At 60.4% G+C, this 19,432-nt stretch carries 19 protein-coding genes and 1 tRNA gene; 6 read left to right on the top strand and 14 right to left on the bottom strand.

What is annotated here, in order from left to right; translation table 11 throughout:
• Positions 1–11 precede the first annotated feature (11 nt).
• Positions 12–269, bottom strand: a complete 258-nt coding sequence (locus tag REH34_RS08365; RefSeq protein WP_226505032.1) for a type B 50S ribosomal protein L31 — start codon at positions 267–269, stop codon at positions 12–14.
• 336 nt (positions 270–605) lie between these two features.
• Between REH34_RS08365 and REH34_RS08370 the strand changes: the two genes are divergently transcribed.
• Both REH34_RS08370 and REH34_RS08375 read left to right on the top strand, forming a co-directional pair.
• On the top strand, positions 606–2,225 hold the full coding sequence (locus tag REH34_RS08370) for an FMN-binding glutamate synthase family protein (protein ID WP_311971361.1): 1,620 nt from the start codon (positions 606–608) through the stop codon (positions 2,223–2,225).
• Between the two features lie 256 nt (positions 2,226–2,481).
• A complete protein-coding gene (locus REH34_RS08375; protein ID WP_226505022.1) occupies positions 2,482–3,627 on the top strand; it encodes an OpgC family protein in 1,146 nt (381 codons plus the stop codon).
• A gap of 1 nt (position 3,628) precedes the next feature.
• Here REH34_RS08375 and nadA read toward each other — a convergent pair whose 3' ends face one another.
• Positions 3,629–4,687 carry a quinolinate synthase NadA gene (gene nadA, locus REH34_RS08380; protein ID WP_311971362.1) on the bottom strand — a complete coding sequence of 353 codons (1,059 nt, stop codon included), beginning with the start codon at positions 4,685–4,687 and terminating at the stop codon, positions 3,629–3,631.
• Positions 4,688–4,872: 185 nt separating this feature from the next.
• A complete protein-coding gene (locus REH34_RS08385) occupies positions 4,873–6,183 on the bottom strand; it encodes an MFS transporter (protein WP_311972061.1) in 1,311 nt (436 codons plus the stop codon).
• A 414-nt stretch (positions 6,184–6,597) separates the two neighbouring features.
• On the opposite strand from REH34_RS08385, the gene REH34_RS08390 reads away from it, so the two are divergent.
• The 4 genes from REH34_RS08390 (at position 6,598) to araH (ending at position 11,020) form a co-directional block, all read left to right on the top strand.
• Positions 6,598–7,416, top strand: a complete 819-nt coding sequence (locus tag REH34_RS08390) for an SDR family oxidoreductase (protein WP_226505020.1) — start codon at positions 6,598–6,600, stop codon at positions 7,414–7,416.
• 61 nt (positions 7,417–7,477) lie between these two features.
• On the top strand, positions 7,478–8,482 hold the full coding sequence (locus tag REH34_RS08395; RefSeq protein WP_226505019.1) for a substrate-binding domain-containing protein: 1,005 nt from the start codon (positions 7,478–7,480) through the stop codon (positions 8,480–8,482).
• Positions 8,483–8,497: 15 nt separating this feature from the next.
• A complete protein-coding gene (gene araG, locus REH34_RS08400; RefSeq protein ID WP_275948753.1) occupies positions 8,498–10,030 on the top strand; it encodes an L-arabinose ABC transporter ATP-binding protein AraG in 1,533 nt (510 codons plus the stop codon).
• 18 nt (positions 10,031–10,048) lie between these two features.
• Entirely contained in the window at positions 10,049–11,020 is a 972-nt protein-coding gene (araH, locus tag REH34_RS08405) for an L-arabinose ABC transporter permease AraH (protein WP_226505018.1), read from the top strand.
• Here the strand turns inward: araH and REH34_RS08410 are convergent.
• The 11 genes from REH34_RS08410 to tolQ all read right to left on the bottom strand — a co-directional run bounded on the left by REH34_RS08410 (position 11,017) and on the right by tolQ (position 19,431).
• The gene (locus tag REH34_RS08410) at positions 11,017–11,670 is read right to left on the bottom strand and encodes a phosphotransferase (protein WP_311972062.1); all 654 of its coding nucleotides are present in this window, start codon (positions 11,668–11,670) and stop codon (positions 11,017–11,019) included. The genes araH and REH34_RS08410 overlap by 4 nt on opposite strands.
• A gap of 186 nt (positions 11,671–11,856) precedes the next feature.
• On the bottom strand, positions 11,857–12,669 hold the full coding sequence (locus tag REH34_RS08415) for a lipopolysaccharide kinase InaA family protein (RefSeq protein WP_311971363.1): 813 nt from the start codon (positions 12,667–12,669) through the stop codon (positions 11,857–11,859).
• A gap of 185 nt (positions 12,670–12,854) precedes the next feature.
• Positions 12,855–12,930 (bottom strand) — tRNA-Lys (locus tag REH34_RS08420).
• A gap of 60 nt (positions 12,931–12,990) precedes the next feature.
• Positions 12,991–13,677: a 7-cyano-7-deazaguanine synthase QueC gene (gene queC / locus REH34_RS08425; RefSeq protein ID WP_226505016.1), complete on the bottom strand. Its 687-nt coding sequence runs from the start codon at positions 13,675–13,677 to the stop codon at positions 12,991–12,993.
• Between the two features lies 1 nt (position 13,678).
• Entirely contained in the window at positions 13,679–14,326 is a 648-nt protein-coding gene (gene queE, locus REH34_RS08430; protein WP_311971364.1) for a 7-carboxy-7-deazaguanine synthase QueE, read from the bottom strand.
• A 174-nt stretch (positions 14,327–14,500) separates the two neighbouring features.
• Positions 14,501–15,325, bottom strand: coding sequence for a tol-pal system protein YbgF (ybgF, locus tag REH34_RS08435; protein ID WP_226505014.1), 825 nt, complete (start codon positions 15,323–15,325; stop codon positions 14,501–14,503).
• A 6-nt stretch (positions 15,326–15,331) separates the two neighbouring features.
• Positions 15,332–15,832 (bottom strand): peptidoglycan-associated lipoprotein Pal, encoded by a 501-nt coding sequence (gene pal / locus REH34_RS08440; RefSeq protein ID WP_226505013.1) that lies wholly within the window; start codon positions 15,830–15,832, stop codon positions 15,332–15,334.
• Positions 15,833–15,891: 59 nt separating this feature from the next.
• Positions 15,892–17,142, bottom strand: a complete 1,251-nt coding sequence (gene tolB / locus REH34_RS08445) for a Tol-Pal system beta propeller repeat protein TolB (RefSeq protein ID WP_226505012.1) — start codon at positions 17,140–17,142, stop codon at positions 15,892–15,894.
• A gap of 47 nt (positions 17,143–17,189) precedes the next feature.
• On the bottom strand, positions 17,190–18,266 hold the full coding sequence (gene tolA / locus REH34_RS08450) for a cell envelope integrity protein TolA (protein WP_226505011.1): 1,077 nt from the start codon (positions 18,264–18,266) through the stop codon (positions 17,190–17,192).
• A complete protein-coding gene (tolR, locus tag REH34_RS08455) occupies positions 18,266–18,721 on the bottom strand; it encodes a protein TolR (protein WP_226505010.1) in 456 nt (151 codons plus the stop codon). Before tolR ends, tolA begins: the two co-directional genes overlap by 1 nt.
• Before the next feature lie 14 nt (positions 18,722–18,735).
• Positions 18,736–19,431 carry a protein TolQ gene (gene tolQ / locus REH34_RS08460; RefSeq protein WP_226505009.1) on the bottom strand — a complete coding sequence of 232 codons (696 nt, stop codon included), beginning with the start codon at positions 19,429–19,431 and terminating at the stop codon, positions 18,736–18,738.
• Position 19,432: the final 1 nt, after the last annotated feature.

The following is a 19,432-nucleotide window of genomic DNA, read 5'->3' on the forward strand; positions in this document are numbered from 1 at the left end:
GTTGTCACTGCTCAAGCCTTGCTGCCAAAACCGGCGAAGCGCTTGTTGAAGCCGGCGATGCGGCCTTCGGCCTGGGTCTTGCGCTGTTGACCGGTGTACACCGGGTGGGAGGCGCTCGATACGTCCAAGGCCAGGTAAGGGTAAGTAACGCCGTCGGTATGGGCGTGGGTGCGATCGGTGTCGGCAGTCGAGCCGATCAAAAAGAACACGTCTGCGGCGGTGTCATGGAACAGCACTTGACGGTATTCGGGGTGGATTCCGGGTTTCATGTTCAATCTCCAGGCAGTGGAACAACTTGTTACATCATAACATAACACTCATATTCTGTGAGATCGATTTTTCATAGCGCTGTGCCCAGGCGCTATATCGAAGAGTCGTCATTCATCCTCGGCTATTCTTGAGCATTGCGAGATGGACTGTTGCGCCGCACGCGCTTGTTTGCGCCCCTGTGAGGAGAACAGAATGACCTGTAGCGAGGAGGCTTGCCTCCAAAAACGAGTCAGCGCCCTCTTTATTGCTGACTTACCCTGATCGGGGGCAACCCCCTCGGTACAGGAAGCGGGATCGGAACCACAACTCAAAGAAGAACCCTCCAAGGAAACCGTATGAGCCTTTCGTTGTTAAGTCGTTACGCTTTTTTTGCCGCATGCGTTCTGTTCAGCCTCGTCACCCTCCCGTTCGAACAGCATGAGTGGCTCTGGCCTTTCACCTTGCTCACCACCGTATTGAGCCTGATCGGCCTGTTCGACCTGCTTCAGACCCGCCACGCCGTGCGCCGCAACTATCCGATCCTGGGCAATATCCGTTACCTGGTCGAGACCATCCGCCCGGAAATTCGCCAGTACCTGCTGGAGTCCGACAGCGATGCCCTGCCCTTCTCCCGCGCACAGCGCTCGCTGGTCTATTCCCGCGCCAAGAACGAAACCGCAGACAAACCTTTCGGCACCCTGATCGATGTGTACCAGCCGGGCTTCGAGTTCATCAGCCACTCCATGCGCCCGGCCCCCTTGAGCGACCCAGCCAGTTTTCGGGTGAGCGTGGGCGGCCCGCAGTGCACTCAGCCCTATAGCGCGTCGATCTTCAATGTCTCGGCCATGAGTTTCGGTTCGTTGAGCGCCAACGCCATTCGGGCTCTCAACAAAGGCGCCAAACTGGGCAACTTCGCCCACGACACCGGCGAAGGCAGCATCAGCCCTTACCACCGCGAACACGGCGGTGACCTGACCTGGGAGCTGGGCAGTGGGTATTTCGGCTGTCGCACCCGCGAGGGCCGCTTCGACCCCGAACGCTTCGCCCAGCAGGCCCTCGATCCGCAAGTGCGGATGATCGAAATCAAGATGAGCCAAGGCGCCAAACCCGGGCACGGCGGCATCTTGCCCAAGCACAAGGTCACTCAGGAAATCGCCGACACGCGCGGCATCATGATGGGCGAAGACTGCATCTCGCCCTCGCGTCATAGCGCCTTCAATACGCCGCTCGAGCTGATGCACTTCATCGCCCAGCTGCGTGAACTGTCGGGGGGCAAACCCGTGGGCTTCAAGCTGTGCCTGGGCCATCCGTGGGAGTTCATGGGCATCGCCAAGGCCATGCTCGAGACGGGCATTCTGCCGGATTTCATCGTCGTCGACGGCGCCGAAGGCGGCACCGGTGCGGCGCCTGTGGAGTTCACCGATCACCTGGGCATGCCGATGCGCGAAGGCCTGTTGTTCGTGCACAACACCTTGGTAGGCCTGAACCTGCGCGACAAGATTCGCCTAGGCGCGAGCGGCAAGATAGTAAGCGCCTTCGACATTGCCAGCGTGCTGGCGATCGGCGCCGACTGGTGCAACTCGGCGCGCGGCTTCATGTTCGCCATCGGTTGCATCCAGTCGCAAAGCTGCCACACCAACAAATGCCCTACCGGCGTGGCCACACAGGATCCACTGCGACAGCGCGCGCTGGTGGTCGAGGACAAGGCCGAACGGGTCAAGAATTTCCATCACCACACCCTCAAGGCCCTGGCCGAGATGCTTGCCGCAGCGGGCCTGGAACACCCCTCCCAGCTCAAGGCCAAGCACCTGGTGCGGCGCTTGTCGGCCACCGAGATCAAGCTGTTTTCCCAGCTGCACGTGTTCCTCAAGCCCGGCGAGTTGCTGACGGGCGAGTTGAGTGGCGAGTTCTACCCCAGAATGTGGGCGATGGCGCGGGCGGACAGTTTCGAGCCGAATGAAGAAGTGGCGGCCTGACCAACGGCGGGCCCCTGTGAGATGCAAGCTCTGCTCGCGAAGCTTCCATGCCGTACACCGGCTTCGCGTCCAGAGGCTGCTCCCACACGGGGTTAACCCTCGCTGCGCCTCTGTGACATTCGGTAATATCCTCCTTTTGCATTTCCTCGCAAAAATCGGCACCCTGCGCCGCTGATCGATATCCCGCCGGCAGGCGGAACCACTGACCCGATCCCCTATCAGTTACTTAGACACCCCACGCTAGAGCGCAACTGCCATGACTAACGGACGAGACCACCGGGTCGACTTTTTTCGTGGATTGGCCTTGATATTCATTCTCTGGGACCACATTCCGCAAAACCCGCTGGGCAACCTGACCCTGCGCAACTTCGGCTTCAGCGATGCGGCCGAAATCTTCGTATTCCTGGCAGGCTACGCGGCTGTCCTCGCCTACGGCAAGATCGCCCTGCGCGACGGTTACCTGGTCGCCAGCGTGCGCATCCTGCGACGGGCGTGGACGCTGTACGTGGTGCACATCTTTCTACTGGTGCTGTTGATGGGCATCGTGTTCTTCGCCAACGAACACGTCGAGACCCGTGACATGGTCCAGGAAATGGGCCTGCTGCATTTCGTCAGCAACCCGCAACAGGCCATGGTCGATGAGCTATTGCTGCGCTTCAAGCCCAACCTGATGGATCCGCTGCCGCTGTATATCGTCCTGCTCGGCTGCCTGCCACTGGCGCTGCCGATCCTGGTCAAGTGGCCGAACCTGGCGGTGGGTCTGTCGGTAATGCTCTACGTACCTGCCACGGTGTTTGGCTGGAATCTCTCGGCCTACGAGGGTGGCGGCGTGTGGTATTTCAACCCGCTGGCCTGGCAGATCATGTTCGTACTCGGTGGCGTCGCGGCGCTGCACGCGCAGAAGCCAGCCGTAGCCGATGCACGGCCACTGCTGCGCCAGCCGTTATTCGTGGTCTGTGCGATTTATGTGGTGGTAGCGGCAGTGATCGCACTGGGGTGGAAATGGGCGCCGCTGCATGAGTTGCTGGTGCCCAAGCCTCTGGCAGACATGCTCTACCCGATCAGCAAGACCAACCTGGCTCCCGTGCGGCTTCTGCACTTTCTGGCGTTGGCCTACTGCGCCGCAAAACTGTTGCCCAAGGGCAACTGGGTCATGCACTGGAGCAGTCAGCAGCTATGCCTGATGGGCCGCTATTCGCTGGAAGTGTTCTGTTTCAGCGTATTGCTCGCGCCCATGTCGGACATGGCCAACGCCTTGGGTGGCGACCGCCTGCCCATGCAACTCGCCACCGCGATCGGCAGCGCCGGGCTGATGCTGCTGCTGGCGGTATGGCTGGAGTTCAACAAGGGGCTGGGCAAACAGCCGGTAGTCCCGGCACCGCAACCGGTGCCGGTCACCTGATTCAGGCGTTGCCGGACAGCTTCATGCGCGCGGCCTGGGTGAAATCCAGCATGCGCTTGAGGGGCCGTACGGCGTGGGGCACCACAGCGGGGTCGACGAAGATCTCGTTGGTGCTCTCTTGCAGACACTGCAGGGTGCGCTCAAGGGTATTCATCGCCATCCATGGGCAATGGGCGCAGCTGCGGCATGCCGCACCGTTGCCGGCCGTGGGCGCTTCGAGAAAGATCTTGTCCGGACACAACTGCTGCATCTTGTAGAAGATGCCGCGGTCGGTGGCGACGATGAAGTGAGTGTTGGGCAAGGTCTGCGCCGCCGCGATCAACTGGCTCGTGGAACCAACCGCATCGGCCAGCTCGATCACCGCCTCCGGCGATTCCGGATGCACCAGAATCGCAGCCTCGGGGTACAAGGCCTTCATGTCTTCCAATTGGCGCGACTTGAATTCTTCGTGGACGATGCAGGCACCATCCCACAGCAGCATGTCGGCGCCGGTCTGCTTCTGGATGTAACGCCCCAGGTGCTTGTCCGGTCCCCAGATGATGGTCTCGCCGTTGTCCATCAGGCTTTCGACGATTTCCAGCGCGCAACTGGAAGTCACCACCCAATCGGCTCGCGCCTTGACCGCGGCGGACGTATTGGCATACACCACCACGGTACGCTCGGGGTGCTGGTCGCAAAATGCGGAAAACTCGTCGACCGGGCAGCCTAGATCCAACGAGCAAGTGGCCTCGAGGGTCGGCATGAGGATGCGCTTTTCCGGCGTAAGGATTTTCGCCGTCTCACCCATGAAACGCACACCGGCCACGAGAATGGTCTGCGCCGGGTGCTGGGCACCGAAGCGCGCCATTTCGAGGGAATCGGCCACGCAACCACCGGTTTCTTCGGCCAGCGACTGAATCACCGGATCGCAATAGTAATGAGCCACTAGCACCGCGTTGCGGGCCTTGAGCTCGGCCGCAATGGCTGAGCGGTAGTGGGCTTCTTCTTCGGGTGTCAGCGGCTTGGGCTGCTTGGCATCTAAGTGTGCCTGGACCAGAAGGCGTTCGGATATCTGCGTCATATGGCTAGACCTGCAGGCGCGCGTGCGCGAAAGTCGAACATGTCGCCCGGTCTGACACGAGAGCCGGGCGCGGAACCCCAGAAACCACGGTGTTTCGGGGGCTGGCGAAGGCTACATAGGTTTACGCCAATGCTAAAGATCTTTTTGCCAGACGAGCCACCTTGGCGGCTCGACGGCAGGCCAGGCTAATCCGCCGAGGTCACCAGGCGCAAGCCACTGGAGATCGCGCCCACGGCGGCGAATCCGGCACCGATGCTCAAGGCCAGCAATGGCCCACCGCTACCGGCGATGCCGAAGCTCAGGGCCACCAGCGCCGCGCCCGTCGCCTGGCCGATCAAGCGGGCAGTGGCCACGGTACCACTGGCGCCGCTGGCCCGCTCGCGGGGTGCGCTGGTCATCAGCGCCTTCTGATTGGGCGCCTGGAAAAAGCCGAATCCCGCTCCGCAAATGATCATCCGCGCGATGATATCGCCAGCACTCGGATCCGTCGGCAACAGCGCCAGCGATACCATGCCCGCGCTGAGGATCGCCAGCCCGATGCCGCCGAGCAGACCGGGCGGATAACGATCGGACAAACGGCCGGCGATCGGTGCGAAAAGCGCAACCACCACTGACCAGGGCGTCATCAGAAAGCCCGTCTCGACCGGATTGCGGCCCAGAGTCGTCTCGAAGAAAAACGGCAGCGACACGAACGCCAGCCCCTGGGTAGCGAATGAGCAGAATGCCGTGAGCGTCGACAACGCGAACATCGGCCGCTTGAGCAGATCCAGGGGAAACATCGGCGCCGGATGCGCCCTCTCGCGATAGATCATCAGGGCCCCGGCGGCCAGGAATATTGCGAAGGCCAGCAACACGCTGAAACGCGAGCCCATCTGCGCGGCCTGGCCCAGAGAGAAGATCAAGGCCCCGAAGGCGATCACATTGAGGCTCGCCGTCAAATAGTCGAATTTCTGCGCCTTGGTCTGGCCGAGCGGCAGGGCATTCCAGGCAAACACCAACGCGAACACGCCAATCGGCAGGTTGATCGCGAACAGCCAAGGCCAGTTGGCCACCGACAGGATCAGCGAGGCGATGGTCGGCCCGGCGGCGAATGACGTGCCGACCACCAGCGCGTTCAAGCCCAGCCCACGGCCCAGACGCTCACGAGGGAAGATCGAACCGATCAGCCCGGCATTGACGCTCATGATCGCACTGGCACCCAGGCCCTGCAGCACCCGGGCGCCGGTGAGCGTCGGCAGCGACCAGGCGAAGGTGCACATCAACGATGACACGACGAACAGCATCAACCCGGCCAGATAGACCTTGCGCTGACCGACGATCGAGCCCAGCGCGGCAAACGGCAGGATGGTTGCCACGGCCGCCAGTTGATAGGCATTGATAATCCACACCGAGGCCGCTGGCGACGCATTCAGGTCGGCGGCGATCGCCGGCAGCGCAGTGTTGGCGATGGCAGTGTCCAAGGTCGCCAGCGCAATGGACATCAGGATCGCCAGCATCCCGCGAAATTCCTGGGTGGTCAGCTTGGTCGAGGAAGAGCTTGCAAGGGAATCCGCCATAAGTCCTCTATAGGGGTGATCGATACCTGCGGTGACCGCATGATGGACTATTGCGATGAATTTGCAGATTAAAAACTACACCGGTGAGTAAATCCCATATTTAGGGATGTAAAATCATAGTTTGGGATTTTTCGCAACTGGGCTATATTGATTGCCAGCAGCTCAACGCACACAAAAAAAATAATATCGGTGATGCAATGCAATTCTATTCCCACGTCTTTCTCCGCGCGGTCCTACTCTCTGGTCGTCACGATCAGCGCGACTGCGCCTGCATGAACCCTCTCCCTCGCTCGCACCGGCCCTCTTCAAGCGGCCGGCGTTCGTCGTGTCTTTGCCTAACAGGAGTCCGGATCCATGGCTGAACCTCTTTCCCTGCCCGCCGTCCCAGAGCCACCCCGTGGTGAGCGCCTGAAAAACAAGGTGGTGCTGTTGACTGGCGCCGCTCAGGGCATTGGCGAAGCGATCGTCGCCTGCTTCGCCGCCCAGCAGGCCAAACTGGTGATCAGCGATATCCAGGCAGAAAAAGTCGAAGCCGTCGCTGCGCGTTTCCGCGAACGCGGTGCCGACGTCCAGGCGTTGCGCGCCGATGTCTCCCAGGCCCAGGATCTGCAGGCCATGGCCCGCCGTGCGCTGGAGCTGCATGGGCGTATCGACGTGCTGATCAACTGCGCCGGCGTCAATGTGTTCCGCGACCCGCTGCTGATGACCGAAGAAGACTGGCGCCGCTGCTTCGCCATCGACCTGGACGGCGCCTGGTATGGCTGCAAAGCGGTGCTGCCGCAGATGATCGAGCAAGGCGTCGGCAGCATCATCAACATTGCCTCGACCCATTCCAGCCACATCATCCCTGGCTGTTTTCCCTATCCGGTGGCCAAGCACGGCCTGCTGGGCCTGACCCGTGCCCTGGGCATCGAGTACGCACCAAAGGGCGTGCGCGTCAACGCCATCGCGCCGGGATACATCGAAACCCAACTCAATGTCGACTATTGGAACGGCTTCCCCGACCCGCACGCCGAACGCCAGCGCGCGCTGGATCTGCATCCACCGCGGCGCATCGGCCAACCGCTCGAAGTGGCCATGACCGCGGTGTTCCTGGCCAGCGACGAAGCCCCCTTCATCAACGCCTCGTGCATCACCATCGATGGTGGCCGCTCGGTGCTTTACCACGACTGAGCCCTGCACCCACACCAAATCCGATACGGCTGTGCCCCCCAATAAAAATAAGGAGTTGCCCATGAATCGTCGTAGCTTTTGCCGTACCGCCCTCGCTGTCACCGCCCTCAGCCTGGGTGGCAGTCTGTTCTCGCTGGCCAGTGCCGCCGACCCGATCAAGATCGGTTTTCTGGTCAAACAGGCTGAAGAGCCCTGGTTCCAGACCGAATGGGCCTTCGCCGAAAAAGCCGCCAAGGACAAAGGCTTCACCCTGATCAAGATCGCCGTGCCAGACGGCGAAAAAACCCTCTCGGCCATCGATAGCCTCGCCGCCAACGGCGCCAAGGGCTTCGTCATCTGCCCGCCGGATGTCTCCCTGGGCCCGGCCATCGTGGCCAAGGCCAAGATGAACGATCTCAAGGTGATCGCCGTCGATGACCGCTTCGTCGACGCCAACGGCAAGTTCATGGAGGACGTCCCGTACCTGGGCATGGCTGCCTTCGAGGTCGGCCAGAAGCAAGGCAGCGCCATGGTCACCGAAGCCAAACAGCGCGGCTGGGACTGGAAAGACACCTACGCGGTGGTCAACACCTACAACGAGCTCGACACCGGCAAGAAGCGCACCGACGGCTCGGTCAAATCGCTGCAAGATGCCGGCTTGCCCAAGGACCACATCATCTATGCGGCGCTCAAGACCCTTGATGTGCCCGGCAGCATGGACGCCACCAGCTCCGCGCTGGTCAAGCTGCCCAGCGCGGCGAAGAACCTGATCATCGGCGGCATGAACGACAACACCGTGCTCGGCGGCGTACGTGCCACTGAAAGCGCCGGCTTCGCGGCGGCCAACGTTATCGGCATCGGCATCAACGGCACCGACGCCATCGGCGAGCTGAAAAAACCCGACAGTGGCTTCTTCGGCTCGATGCTGCCCAGCCCGCACATCGAGGGCTATAACACCGCAAGCATGATGTTCGACTGGATCAGCACTGGCAAGGAACCGCCCAAGTACACCGCCATGGATGAGGTCACGCTGATCACCCGCAAGAATTTCCAGCAGGAGCTGGAAAAAATCGGCCTGTGGAATTGATGCGCAGAGGTGTCCATGCAAGCACAACTCAGTACGCCCTCCCAGCCTGAGCCGATGGCCAGCCTGAGCTTCAAGGGCATTGGCAAGGCCTTCCCGGGTGTGCAGGCCCTGGCCGATATCAGCTTTACCGCCCACCCCGGCACCGTGCACGCGCTGATGGGCGAGAACGGTGCGGGCAAATCGACCCTGCTGAAAATCCTCGGCGGTGCCTATGCGCCCAGCAGTGGCCACCTGCAGATCGGCGACCGGCAGGTGAACTTCAAGTCCACCGCCGAGAGCATTGCCAATGGCGTGGCGGTGATTCACCAGGAGCTGCATCTGGTGCCAGAAATGACCGTGGCCGAGAACCTCTTTCTCGGCCATCTGCCCGCGCGTTTCGGCCTGGTCAATGGCACCGAGCTACGCCATCGCGCGCTGGCCTTGCTCAAGGGCCTGGCCGACGAGATCGATCCGCAGGACAAGGTCGGGCGTCTGTCGCTGGGGCAACGGCAGCTGATCGAAATCGCCAAGGCGCTGTCCCGCGGCGCGCATGTGATTGCTTTCGACGAACCGACCAGCAGCCTGTCGGCGCGGGAAATCGACCGCTTGATGGCGATCATCACCCGCTTGCGTGACGAGGGCAAAGTGGTGCTTTACGTGTCGCACCGCATGGAAGAGGTGTTCCGTATCTGCAACGCCGTCACGGTGTTCAAGGATGGCCGTTATGTGCGCACCTTCGAGCAGATGAGCGAGCTCAGCCACGATCAACTGGTCACCTGCATGGTCGGCCGCGATATCCAGGACATCTATGATTACCGGCCCCGGGTCACGGGCGAGGTGATGCTCAAGGTCGCCGGGCTGCTGGGCCCGGGCCTGTCGGCGCCGGTGGATCTGCAGGTGCACCAGGGCGAGGTACTCGGCCTGTTCGGCCTGGTGGGTGCCGGCCGTACCGAACTGCTGCGCCTGCTCAGTGGCCTGACGCGCAAGACCGCCGGCAGCGTCGAGTTGGCAGGCAAGGCGCTGACGTTGCGTTCACCTCGGGATGCGATCGGCGCGGGCATTCTGCTCTGCCCCGAGGACCGCAAGAAGGAAGGCATCCTGCCGCTGGCCAGCGTCGCCGAAAACATCAATATCAGTGCCCGCCCCGCCCATGCCTCCTTGGGTTGGCTGCTGCGCGGTGAGTGGGAGCGTTCGAATGCGGACAAACACATTCGTGCACTGAAGGTGAAGACGCCTTCGGCCGGGCAAAAGATGATGTTCCTGTCCGGTGGCAATCAGCAAAAAGCCATCCTCGGTCGCTGGTTATCGATGCCGATGAAAGTCCTGCTGCTGGACGAGCCCACCCGCGGCATCGACATCGGCGCCAAGGCCGAGATCTACCAGATCATCCACAACCTGGCGGCCAGCGGTATTGCCGTGATCGTGGTGTCCAGCGACCTGATGGAAGTCATGGGCATCTCCGACCGCGTGCTGGTGCTCTGCGAAGGCGAGGTACGCGGCGAGGTGGCTCGCGCGGATGCCAATGAAACCAGTCTCCTGCACATGGCCTTGCCCCGCCAGCGCCACTGAACCCCCTGAGAGGTGTCTATGACTACGCAACACTCTGCGCTGCCCAAACCCCACAAGAGCCTCAACCTGCGGCGCTTCCTCGATGATTGGGTGATGCTGCTCGCGGCCATCGGCATCTTCGTGCTTTGCACACTGCTGATCGACAACTTCCTCTCGCCGCTGAACATGCGCGGGCTGGGGCTTGCCATCTCGACCACCGGCATCGCCGCCTGCACCATGCTCTACTGCTTGGCGTCCGGGCATTTCGACCTTTCGGTGGGCTCGGTGATCGCCTGCGCCGGGGTGGTCGCGGCGGTGGTCATGCGCAGCACCAACAGCGTCTTCCTCGGGGTTGGCGCGGCGCTGCTGATGGGCCTGATCGTCGGCCTGATCAATGGCATCGTGATCGCCAAACTGCGGGTCAACGCGCTGATCACCACGCTGGCGACCATGCAGATCGTCCGCGGCCTGGCGTATATCTTTGCCGACGGCAAGGCGGTGGGCATCTCGGTCGATAAATTCTTCGTGTTCGGCAACGGCCAGTTGTTCGGCGTGCCGGTGCCGATCGTCATCACCCTGGTGTGCTTCATGTTTTTTGGTTGGTTGCTGAACTGCACCACCTACGGCCGCAATACCATGGCCATCGGCGGCAATCAGGAAGCAGCGCTGCTGGCCGGGGTCAATGTCGATCGCACCAAGATCATCATCTTCGCGGTGCACGGGCTGATTGGCGCGTTGGCCGGGGTGATCCTCGCGTCGCGGATGACCTCAGGCCAGCCGATGATCGGCCAGGGCTTCGAGCTGACGGTCATTTCCGCGTGCGTGCTGGGGGGCGTCTCGCTGAGCGGCGGTATCGGCATGATCCGCCACGTGATTGCAGGGGTGCTGATTCTGGCGATCATCGAGAACGCCATGAACCTGAAGAACATCGATACTTTCTATCAGTATGTAATCCGCGGTTCGATCTTGTTGCTGGCGGTGGTCATCGACCGGTTGAAGCAAGGTCGCTAGATGCACGCCGGGATGGCGATGGCCGAGGCGAGTTTCACGGCGGTGCTTGCCTGCTGATCCTGCAGATAAGCATCCAGAAAGCCCCGGCCGCCGCCTTCGAGCAACAACGTACGATCCTTCTCCAGGCGCAGGACGTGCTTGAAGTTGCGCACCCGCAGGTTACGCCGCAATGGCCGCTTGTAGGCGCGCAGATCGGCGCAGTCGATCAGGCCGAGCTGGTTGTCAGGGGTGAGGATGATGTTGCCCAGGTGCGCGGAACGGAAGTAAATGCCCTTGTCGTGCAGGGTCGCCAGGAAGTGCCCCAGTTGTGCACGCAACGCCTCGCGATTCTCGGACTTGGTCAGCGCTTCGCGCAGGGTGATACCCGGCAGCGGGTCGTAGTGTGCCGCATGGCTGGCGAGCCGCTTGATCCGGTAGACCGACAACACGTGTGGGCAAGGGATGTCGCGTTCAGCCAGCAACGCGCAGTTGTCGGCGAAGCGTACTGCATAGGGATACAGCGCAGCGGAGGTCAGCAGACGTTTGCGGCGAAACAGCTTCAACACCGTGCCATCGCCCAGACGCAACACTTTGTCACCCGAACGATCGGCTTCAAGAACCTCGGCACCTTCGCGTAGCGTCATATAGCGGGGTAGATCGAGGGTCTGCATCCGGTGGTCCATCGTAGGCGCCTTTCGTGGCTTGACGATGCACATTTTATTACAATTTTTAACTTTCAGATAGATTGTGAAAAGATTGTCACAAGCATCACAGAAATTCGTCAACGGCCAGCATTTGCTGGCCGGTTATCCAAGCGCGCAGTGCTCGCGCCAAACCGCTCTGACGAGCGGCGGCCGTTATGGCGTCGCCAGCTTGCCGCCTTTGACCTTCTGGCCGGTGACTTCCTTGCGCATGGAATGGCGATCGATCTTGCCCGCCAACCAGCGCAGGTAAGGTCGCATCGGCGAGCCCTGCAAGTACTCGCGCAGGAAGAACATCCGGTCGCTACGACTCAGGGCCCCACTGTGGCGATTGAGCGTACCCAGATCACGCAGGCCCGGCAGGAAGGGTACGAACACCCGACGAGACTTCTCCAGGTCAATGAGCGCTACCTCGTAATCGGCGCCCTGCGTCTTGACCATCAGATGCTTGGGGTACAAGCAACGGTGCTGAATGCCGGCAGCGTGCATCTTGCGAACACTGCGGGCAACTGCCGCCAAGAGGCGTCGACGCTGTGGAACGGGCATCGCCAGCGCCTCGCCTTCGTACAGGATATCTTCCATCGAGCGATAGCCTTCCAGCGACTCGGTCATGAGCATCGCCTGCAGGTTGCCGTCACGAAAGCACTGAGCGAAGCATACCGGATTGAGCGTGGGCACCTGGTGCTTGCGCAAATGGCGGATGTTCCTGAACTCGCGCACGAAGGTGCCTTCGCCCCGGATCGGGTGCAACAGCGTCCGGTGGCCGTGATTTTCCTGTCGTTTGAGATAGACGTTGGTCGACGAGCCTTCCGGCGTCGCGAAATTCATGCGGCACACACCGCTCCAACCGCCACGGCGGTAATTCGGCGGTTCGACCCAGTCACCGCTCAAATCCCAGATTTTTTCGTAGTCGTTCAAGCCGTTGAACTGCAGGAACGCCTGCCATTGCGGTGGAATAATAAACTTCACGCGAAGCTCCGATTTACAAATTGTCAAAATTTTCCCACGCAATTGTAAACCAACGGTGGTTTTTTCAGACAATTCTTAAAAGGGTTATAACCATCATGGCAAGCTGGCCCTGACGAAAGGAAAATCGCGCGCAAAAAAAAGCCGGAGAACACTGAGTGCTTTCCGGCTTTTCTCTTGATTCGAAATGGTGGGTCGTGTGGGATTCGAACCTACGACCAATTGGTTAAAAGCCAACTGCTCTACCAACTGAGCTAACGACCCGTTTCGTGGGGCGCATAATACTTCTTTTTACAGCTAATTCAACCCCTTACCGAAAATAAATCAAAAATAAGGGGTCGGATCGACGACACCGGCGTTGGCGAAACCTTCGGCACGCAGGCGGCAACTGTCGCACTTTCCGCAGGCCTGGCCTTGATCGTTGGCCTGATAGCAGGAAACGGTCTGGCTGTAATCGACGCCAAGGGCGATGCCAGCCTTGACGATGTCAGCCTTGCTCATGTTCTGCAATGGCGCCTGGATAGTGAAGCCCTGCCCCTCTACACCGGCCTTGGTCGCCAGGTTGGCCAGGCGCTCGAACGCCTCGACGAACTCCGGGCGACAATCCGGATAGCCGGAATAGTCAACGGCATTGACGCCGATGAAAATATCCCGAGCCCCGAGCACTTCGGCCCAGCCCAGCGCCAGCGACAGAAACACGGTGTTGCGCGCCGGCACATAGGTCACCGGGATGCCTTCGCCAAGGGTTTCAGGAACATCGATGCTGCTGTCGGTGAGTGCCGAGCCGCCCATGCCATCGAGGTCCAGGCCGATGACCTTGTGCGCGGCCACACCCCGTTCCCTGGCCACCCGGGCTGCCGCGTACAGTTCGGCACGATGGCGCTGACCGTAGTCGAAGCTCATGGTGTAGCACTCATAACCTTCGGCCTGGGCCATGGCGACCACCGTAGCGGAGTCAAGGCCGCCGGACAGCAGGATCACGGCTTTTTTTACAGCAGGTGGAGTGGTCATATCAGCGCCCCGGCTCGTCATTCCAAAGATATTTGTGCAATTGCATCTGCAACCTGACGGGCAGGTTGTCGGCCACGATCCAGTCGGCCAGATCGGTAGGTCGCAGCTCGTGGTGGCTGGGCGACAACAGCACTTCACCCGCCCGATCAGCCAACCCGTACTGGATCATCTTGGAGACCGACCAGTCGTAATCTTCACGCGAGCAGAGGACGAACTTGACCTGATCGTTGCGAGTCAGTAAACCGATATTGTCATACAAATTGCGATGAGACTCTTTCGAGCCCGGCGTCTTGAGGTCCAGCACGCGGCTGACCCGCGGATCGACCTTGGAGATATCCAGGGCCCCGCTGGTTTCCAATGACACCTCGTAACCCGCATCACACAGTTGCTTGAGCAAAGGGATAGCGTTGGGCTGGGCCAGCGGCTCGCCACCGGTGACGCACACGTAGCGCGGGCGGTAACTGGCAACCTGCTCGAGGATGGACTCAAGGCTGCGTACCGTGCCGCCGCTGAAGGCGTAGGCGCTGTCGCAATACTGGCAGCGCAATGGGCAGCCGGTCAGGCGCACGAAAACGGTGGGCAGGCCAGCGGTTCGTGTTTCACCCTGCAATGAGTAAAAGACTTCGGTAATTCGTAGTGTGTCTTGCATATCCGCCACGGGCGTAACAGCTGAACAGGCTGTCCGCCTCCGTCAGGCACCTTGAAGAACCCGCGAGCGCGTGATCCCAAAAGGCGTGTACCAATAAAAGGGTGCAAATTCTAACGAAAAAACCCGCGGCTAGCGCGGGTTTATTCAATGGGTCAGGCCGCAGCCCGACAGCGCTTACATATGTTGCAGGTCGCGCTGCGCCAGTTGCGCGGCAGAAGTGCCCGGATATTGGGTCACTACCTGCTGCAGAATCGGCTTAACCCGATCAGTGTGGCCCAGCCGACGCTCTACGTCAGCGAGCTTGTACAGCGAATCCGGTACCTTGGCATGCTTGGGATAGAGCTGACTGACCTTGGCAAAGGCCTGGCCAGCACCCTGCAGATCGCCCTTGGCGAGGTTGACCTCACCCAACCAGTACTGAGCGTTACCGGCATACTGGCTGTTAGGGTATTTGCGCAAGAACGCGGAGAAGGCCTGGCTGGCCTTGTCGAAGTCCTTGGCCTTGATCAGATCGAAGGCAGCATCGTAATAGAGCTTTTCCTTCGCCGGATCGCCCGGCTCACTGCTCGCCGCGCCTTGATCAGCGGGAGCGGCCGGAGTGCCTGCGGCGTTGATATCGCCACCGGCTGGAGAATTCTGTGCGGGAGCCTGCTGCTGAGCATTGTTGGCGCCAGCCTGTATACGACTGTCGAGGTCCTGATAACGCTGCAGCCCTTCTTGTTTCAGCTGCTGAATATCGTTTTGCTGGACTTCGACCTGACCGCGCAAGCGGGCAATGTCTTCCTGCATTTGCTGCAATTGCATGAACAGCTCACCCTGCGCCGAGACAGGGGCGCTAGCCCCTCCCCCGGCGGAGGCGCCGCTCGTACCATAACCCGTCGGCGGGTAATTGCTGCCCCCATTGGAGGCGCCATTCCCATCGACTACAGGAACTGCTGCACCTGCCATAAGAGGCAAGGACAGCGCCAGGATCGTTACAGCACGGCGGCACGTTCGCATATCGAATTACTTACGCAGTTCGACGCGACGGTTTTGAGCCCAGGACTGCTCGTCGTTGCCGGTAGCAACTGGACGCTCTTCGCCGTACGAAACGACTTCCAGCTGAGCTGGCGAAACGCCTTGCAGTACCAGGTAACGCTGAACAGCTTTGGCGCGACGCTCGCCCAGTGCCAGGTTGTACTCGCGAGTACCACGTTCGTCGGTGTTACCTTCCAGAACGACTTTGGCGCCGCTAGCTTTCAGGTCTTTAGCGTGAACGTCCAGAGCGCGCAGGGCTTCTGGTTTCAGATCCGAGCTGTCGTATTCGAAGTAGAAAGTGGTGATCGCGCGCAGAGCAGCTTCTTCGCTCAGGCTGCCGTCAACGGCGCCGGTGTTTGCACCGTAACCAGCGTTAGGATCAACAGCGGCGCTTTGGCCAGCGTTGTCACCACCTTTGGACGAGCAACCTACAGCTACTGCCATGGCCAGGGCCAGCGCAGCGAACTTACCAAACTTCAGCATTTCCATCGTGAAACTCCTAATGAACCCCAGTGTGTTAAGTACAGCTTTTTTGTTACATCGCCGCGTCAGTTCAGGTAAGGGGACCAGGACGGTTCTCTGACTTCGCCTTGAGCGGTAGGAAGCGGGAGCCTTACGCGTCCGTTAAGGGACACGAGCATCAAGACTCCCCGGCCCTGCTGGCGGGTGGCGTAGATTACCATGGTGCCGTTGGGCGCAACAGTAGGCGACTCATCAAGACTTGAATCTGTGAGCACTTTTACGCTCCCACGAGCCATATCTTGTGCTGCCACCTTGAAATTGGTGAAGCCATCCTGACGGTGGATCATGACCAGAGTCTTTTCATCCGCCGAAAGTTTAGGGTTGGCGTTGTAGTTACCAATGAAAGTAACACGTTCAGCATTGCCACCACCGACCGACTGTTTGTAGATCTGCGGCTTGCCGCCACGGTCGGAGGTGAAATAGATGGTGTTGCCATCTTTACCCCAGAACGGTTCGGTGTCGATGCCCGGGCTGTTGGTAACACGAGTCAGCGCACGGGTGTTGAGGTCCATCACGTAGATCTCCGGGTTGCCGTCCTTGGACAGCACCAGCGCCAGGCGGTTGCCATCGGGCGAGAACGCCGGGGCACCGTTGAGGCCATCGAAGTTGGTCAGCTGTTCGCGGCGACCGGTATCGATATGCTGGAGGAAGATGCGTGGGCGACGCTGCTCGAACGACACATAGGCAATACGCTTGCTGTCCGGTGCATAACGCGGCGACAGGATCGGCTCGCGCGATTGCAGCAGGGTGACTGCACGAGCACCGTCATAGTCGGAGCGCTGCAGGGTATAGCGGGTGTTGTTCTCGGAGAAACGCTCGGCCGTCACATAAAGGATGCGCGTGGAGAACGCACCTTTGATGCCGGTGAGTTTTTCAAACGATTGGTCGGCGATGTAGTGCGACATGTCGCGCAACTGATCGGTGCTGCCCGACACGCTGCCGGTCAGCACAGGCTGCTCGGTGGCGACGTTGAACAAAGCGTAGGACACCTGCAGGCGACCGCCGGCTGGCACGATGCTGCCGACCATCACGTATTGGGCGCTCAGCGCTTTCCAGTCACGAAACACGACTTCGCTGGCCTGGGTCGGCTGGCTGATCATGTTCTGCTTTGGAATCGGCGAGTAGTAACCCGAGTTGCGCAGGTCATTGCCGATGATCTCGGCCATGTCCTCTGGCAGCACGGAGCCGCCCTGCCAACCGAAGGGTACGACCGCGATCGGCGTCGCACGGTCACTGCCGCTGGTGACCAGGATGTTCTTTTCATCGGCTGACGCCATACCGGCCGCACAACAGAGAACGACAAGCAGTCCTCGAAGAAGGTTAATCACAAGGCTAGATCCTCAGGTGTGAATGTCATCTTGAATGAACGATAAGCATTGAAATCAGCGGCAGACATGCCCTGCATTTCAGTTAAGCGACCGATGTTTTTCACCGCAGCCACTGTTGAAGCATCAAACGGACCGTCACCGCTGCTTTTCAGCACGCTGACACTGGTAATCGTGCCGTCCGGCAGCATTTTGATCTGCAGTACCACACTCATACCCTTGCGCGCCGATGGCGGCCGCGCCCAACCTTCTGCCGCTCGCGAGCGGATCAGGTCGTCGAAGTCACCGGCGGTCTGATCGCCTTTCTCGTCGGCCAGAGCCTGCTGGCGCTGCGGGGTATCGGAAAGCAGGTCGGCCAGCGCTTGCGCCTTCTTGTCCTCCGCAGCCTTGCGCGCCGCATCCTGGGCCTTCTTCTTCTGAGCGTCGGCGGCAGCTTTCGCCTTGGCGGCATCGGCAGCCTTTTTCTTCGCGTCGTCAGCAGCAGCCTTGGCGTCGTCCGCCGCTTTCTTCTTGGCGGCGTCGGCAGCCTGCTTCTTCGCGTCCTCGGCAGCCTCTTTCTTGGCCTCTTCCGCCGCCTCTTTCTTGGCCTCTTCTTCGGCCTTTTTCTTGGCGATGTCGGCCTGCTCGGCTTTCTTGGCGTCGGCGGCCTTGGCGTCGGCTGCCTTCTTCGCGTCGTCGGCTTTTTTCGCTTCATCGGCCTTGGCAGCAGCGTCAGCTTTTTTGGCTTCGTCAGCTTCCTTGGCGGCTTCGGCTTTTTGAGCAGCGTCGGCTTTCTTTTGTTCCGCTGCCTTTATCTCTTCCTGCTCGACCTTTTTCTGTTCCATCTGCTCGGTTTCAGTCTGGCGCGCGGCCGACTTCTTCGCCTCCCCGGCAATCTTCTGATTGGTCTGGGTGACAGCCTGGCTTTTGGACTTGAGCTGGTAGAGGGTCGCCTGCACGATCGGTTTCGACGGTGGCAGGTCAGGGGTCATGGCGAAGCTGACGAACAGCATCCCGAAAATCAGGACGTGCAGACCTATGGCCCAGACACTGGGCCAGAAATAGTTTTCCGAGGCAGTGGGCTCTCGCTGCTCCATTACGGCGCCTCGGTAATCAGGCCAACGTTACCGACACCGGCCTTCTGCAACCCGCCCATGGCGCCCATGACGGAGCCATAGTCGACGGACTTGTCACCACGGATGAACACCTGGGTGCGCTTACCGTTCTGATTGCCTTGCGCGATGATCGCAGTGACCGCCTGGGTCATCTGCGGCAAGGTCATGGCCTTGTCCTGCACTTTGTCGGTGTCGACTTCACTGCCAAGGTTCCAGTAGTAGGTCTTGTCAGCCTTGATGGAAATGGTCAGGACCTGAGTGTTGTTGTCCTGCGGCAAGGCTTCGCTGGAAACCTTGGGCAGGTCGACTTTCACGCCCTGGTTGAGCATCGGTGCGGTGACCATGAAGATGACCAGCAGTACCAACATCACGTCGATGTAAGGCACCACGTTCATCTCGGCGACCGGCTTGCGTTTGGGGCGGCGACCTCGAATCATTGGGATTTACCTGCTCACTCTTCGCTGGTGTGCACTTTACGGTGCAGGATGGCCTGGAATTCTTCGGCGAAGGTGTAGTAGCGATTGATGAGGGTTTCGCTGCGCGCGGCGAAGCGGTTGTAAGCGATCACCGCCGGGATGGCGGCGAACAGACCGATGGCGGTAGCCACCAGCGCTTCGGAAATACCCGGGGCAACGGTGGCCAGAGTGGCTTGCTGTACGGCAGCCAGGCCCCGGAAGGAGTTCATGATGCCCCATACGGTACCGAACAGACCGATATACGGGCTGACCGAACCAACGGTGGCGAGGAACGGCAGGCTCGTTTCGAGCTTTTCTTCTTCGCGCGAGATGGCCACGCGCATGGCCCGGCCAACGCCTTCCATCACCGCATCAGGATCGACACCGGCTTGCTGACGCAGGCGCGAGAACTCCTTGAAGCCGGCGCGAAACACCTGCTCGACGCCCGAATCAGGATCCGGATTGCTGCCCGCCTGGCGGTATAGCTTGGACAGGTCGATACCCGACCAGAAACGCTCCTCGAACAGATCCAGGGCACGCTTGCCCGCGCGCAGCATGTTGCTGCGCTGAAAGATCATGATCCATGAAGTGACCGAGGCCCCCACTAGAATCAACATGACCAACTGCACCACGATGCTGGCATTGCTGACCAAACTCCACATGGAGGTATGGTCGACGGCGGTAGCTTCCACG

The organism is Pseudomonas baltica, from assembly GCF_031880315.1.
Lineage (GTDB): Bacteria > Pseudomonadota > Gammaproteobacteria > Pseudomonadales > Pseudomonadaceae > Aquipseudomonas.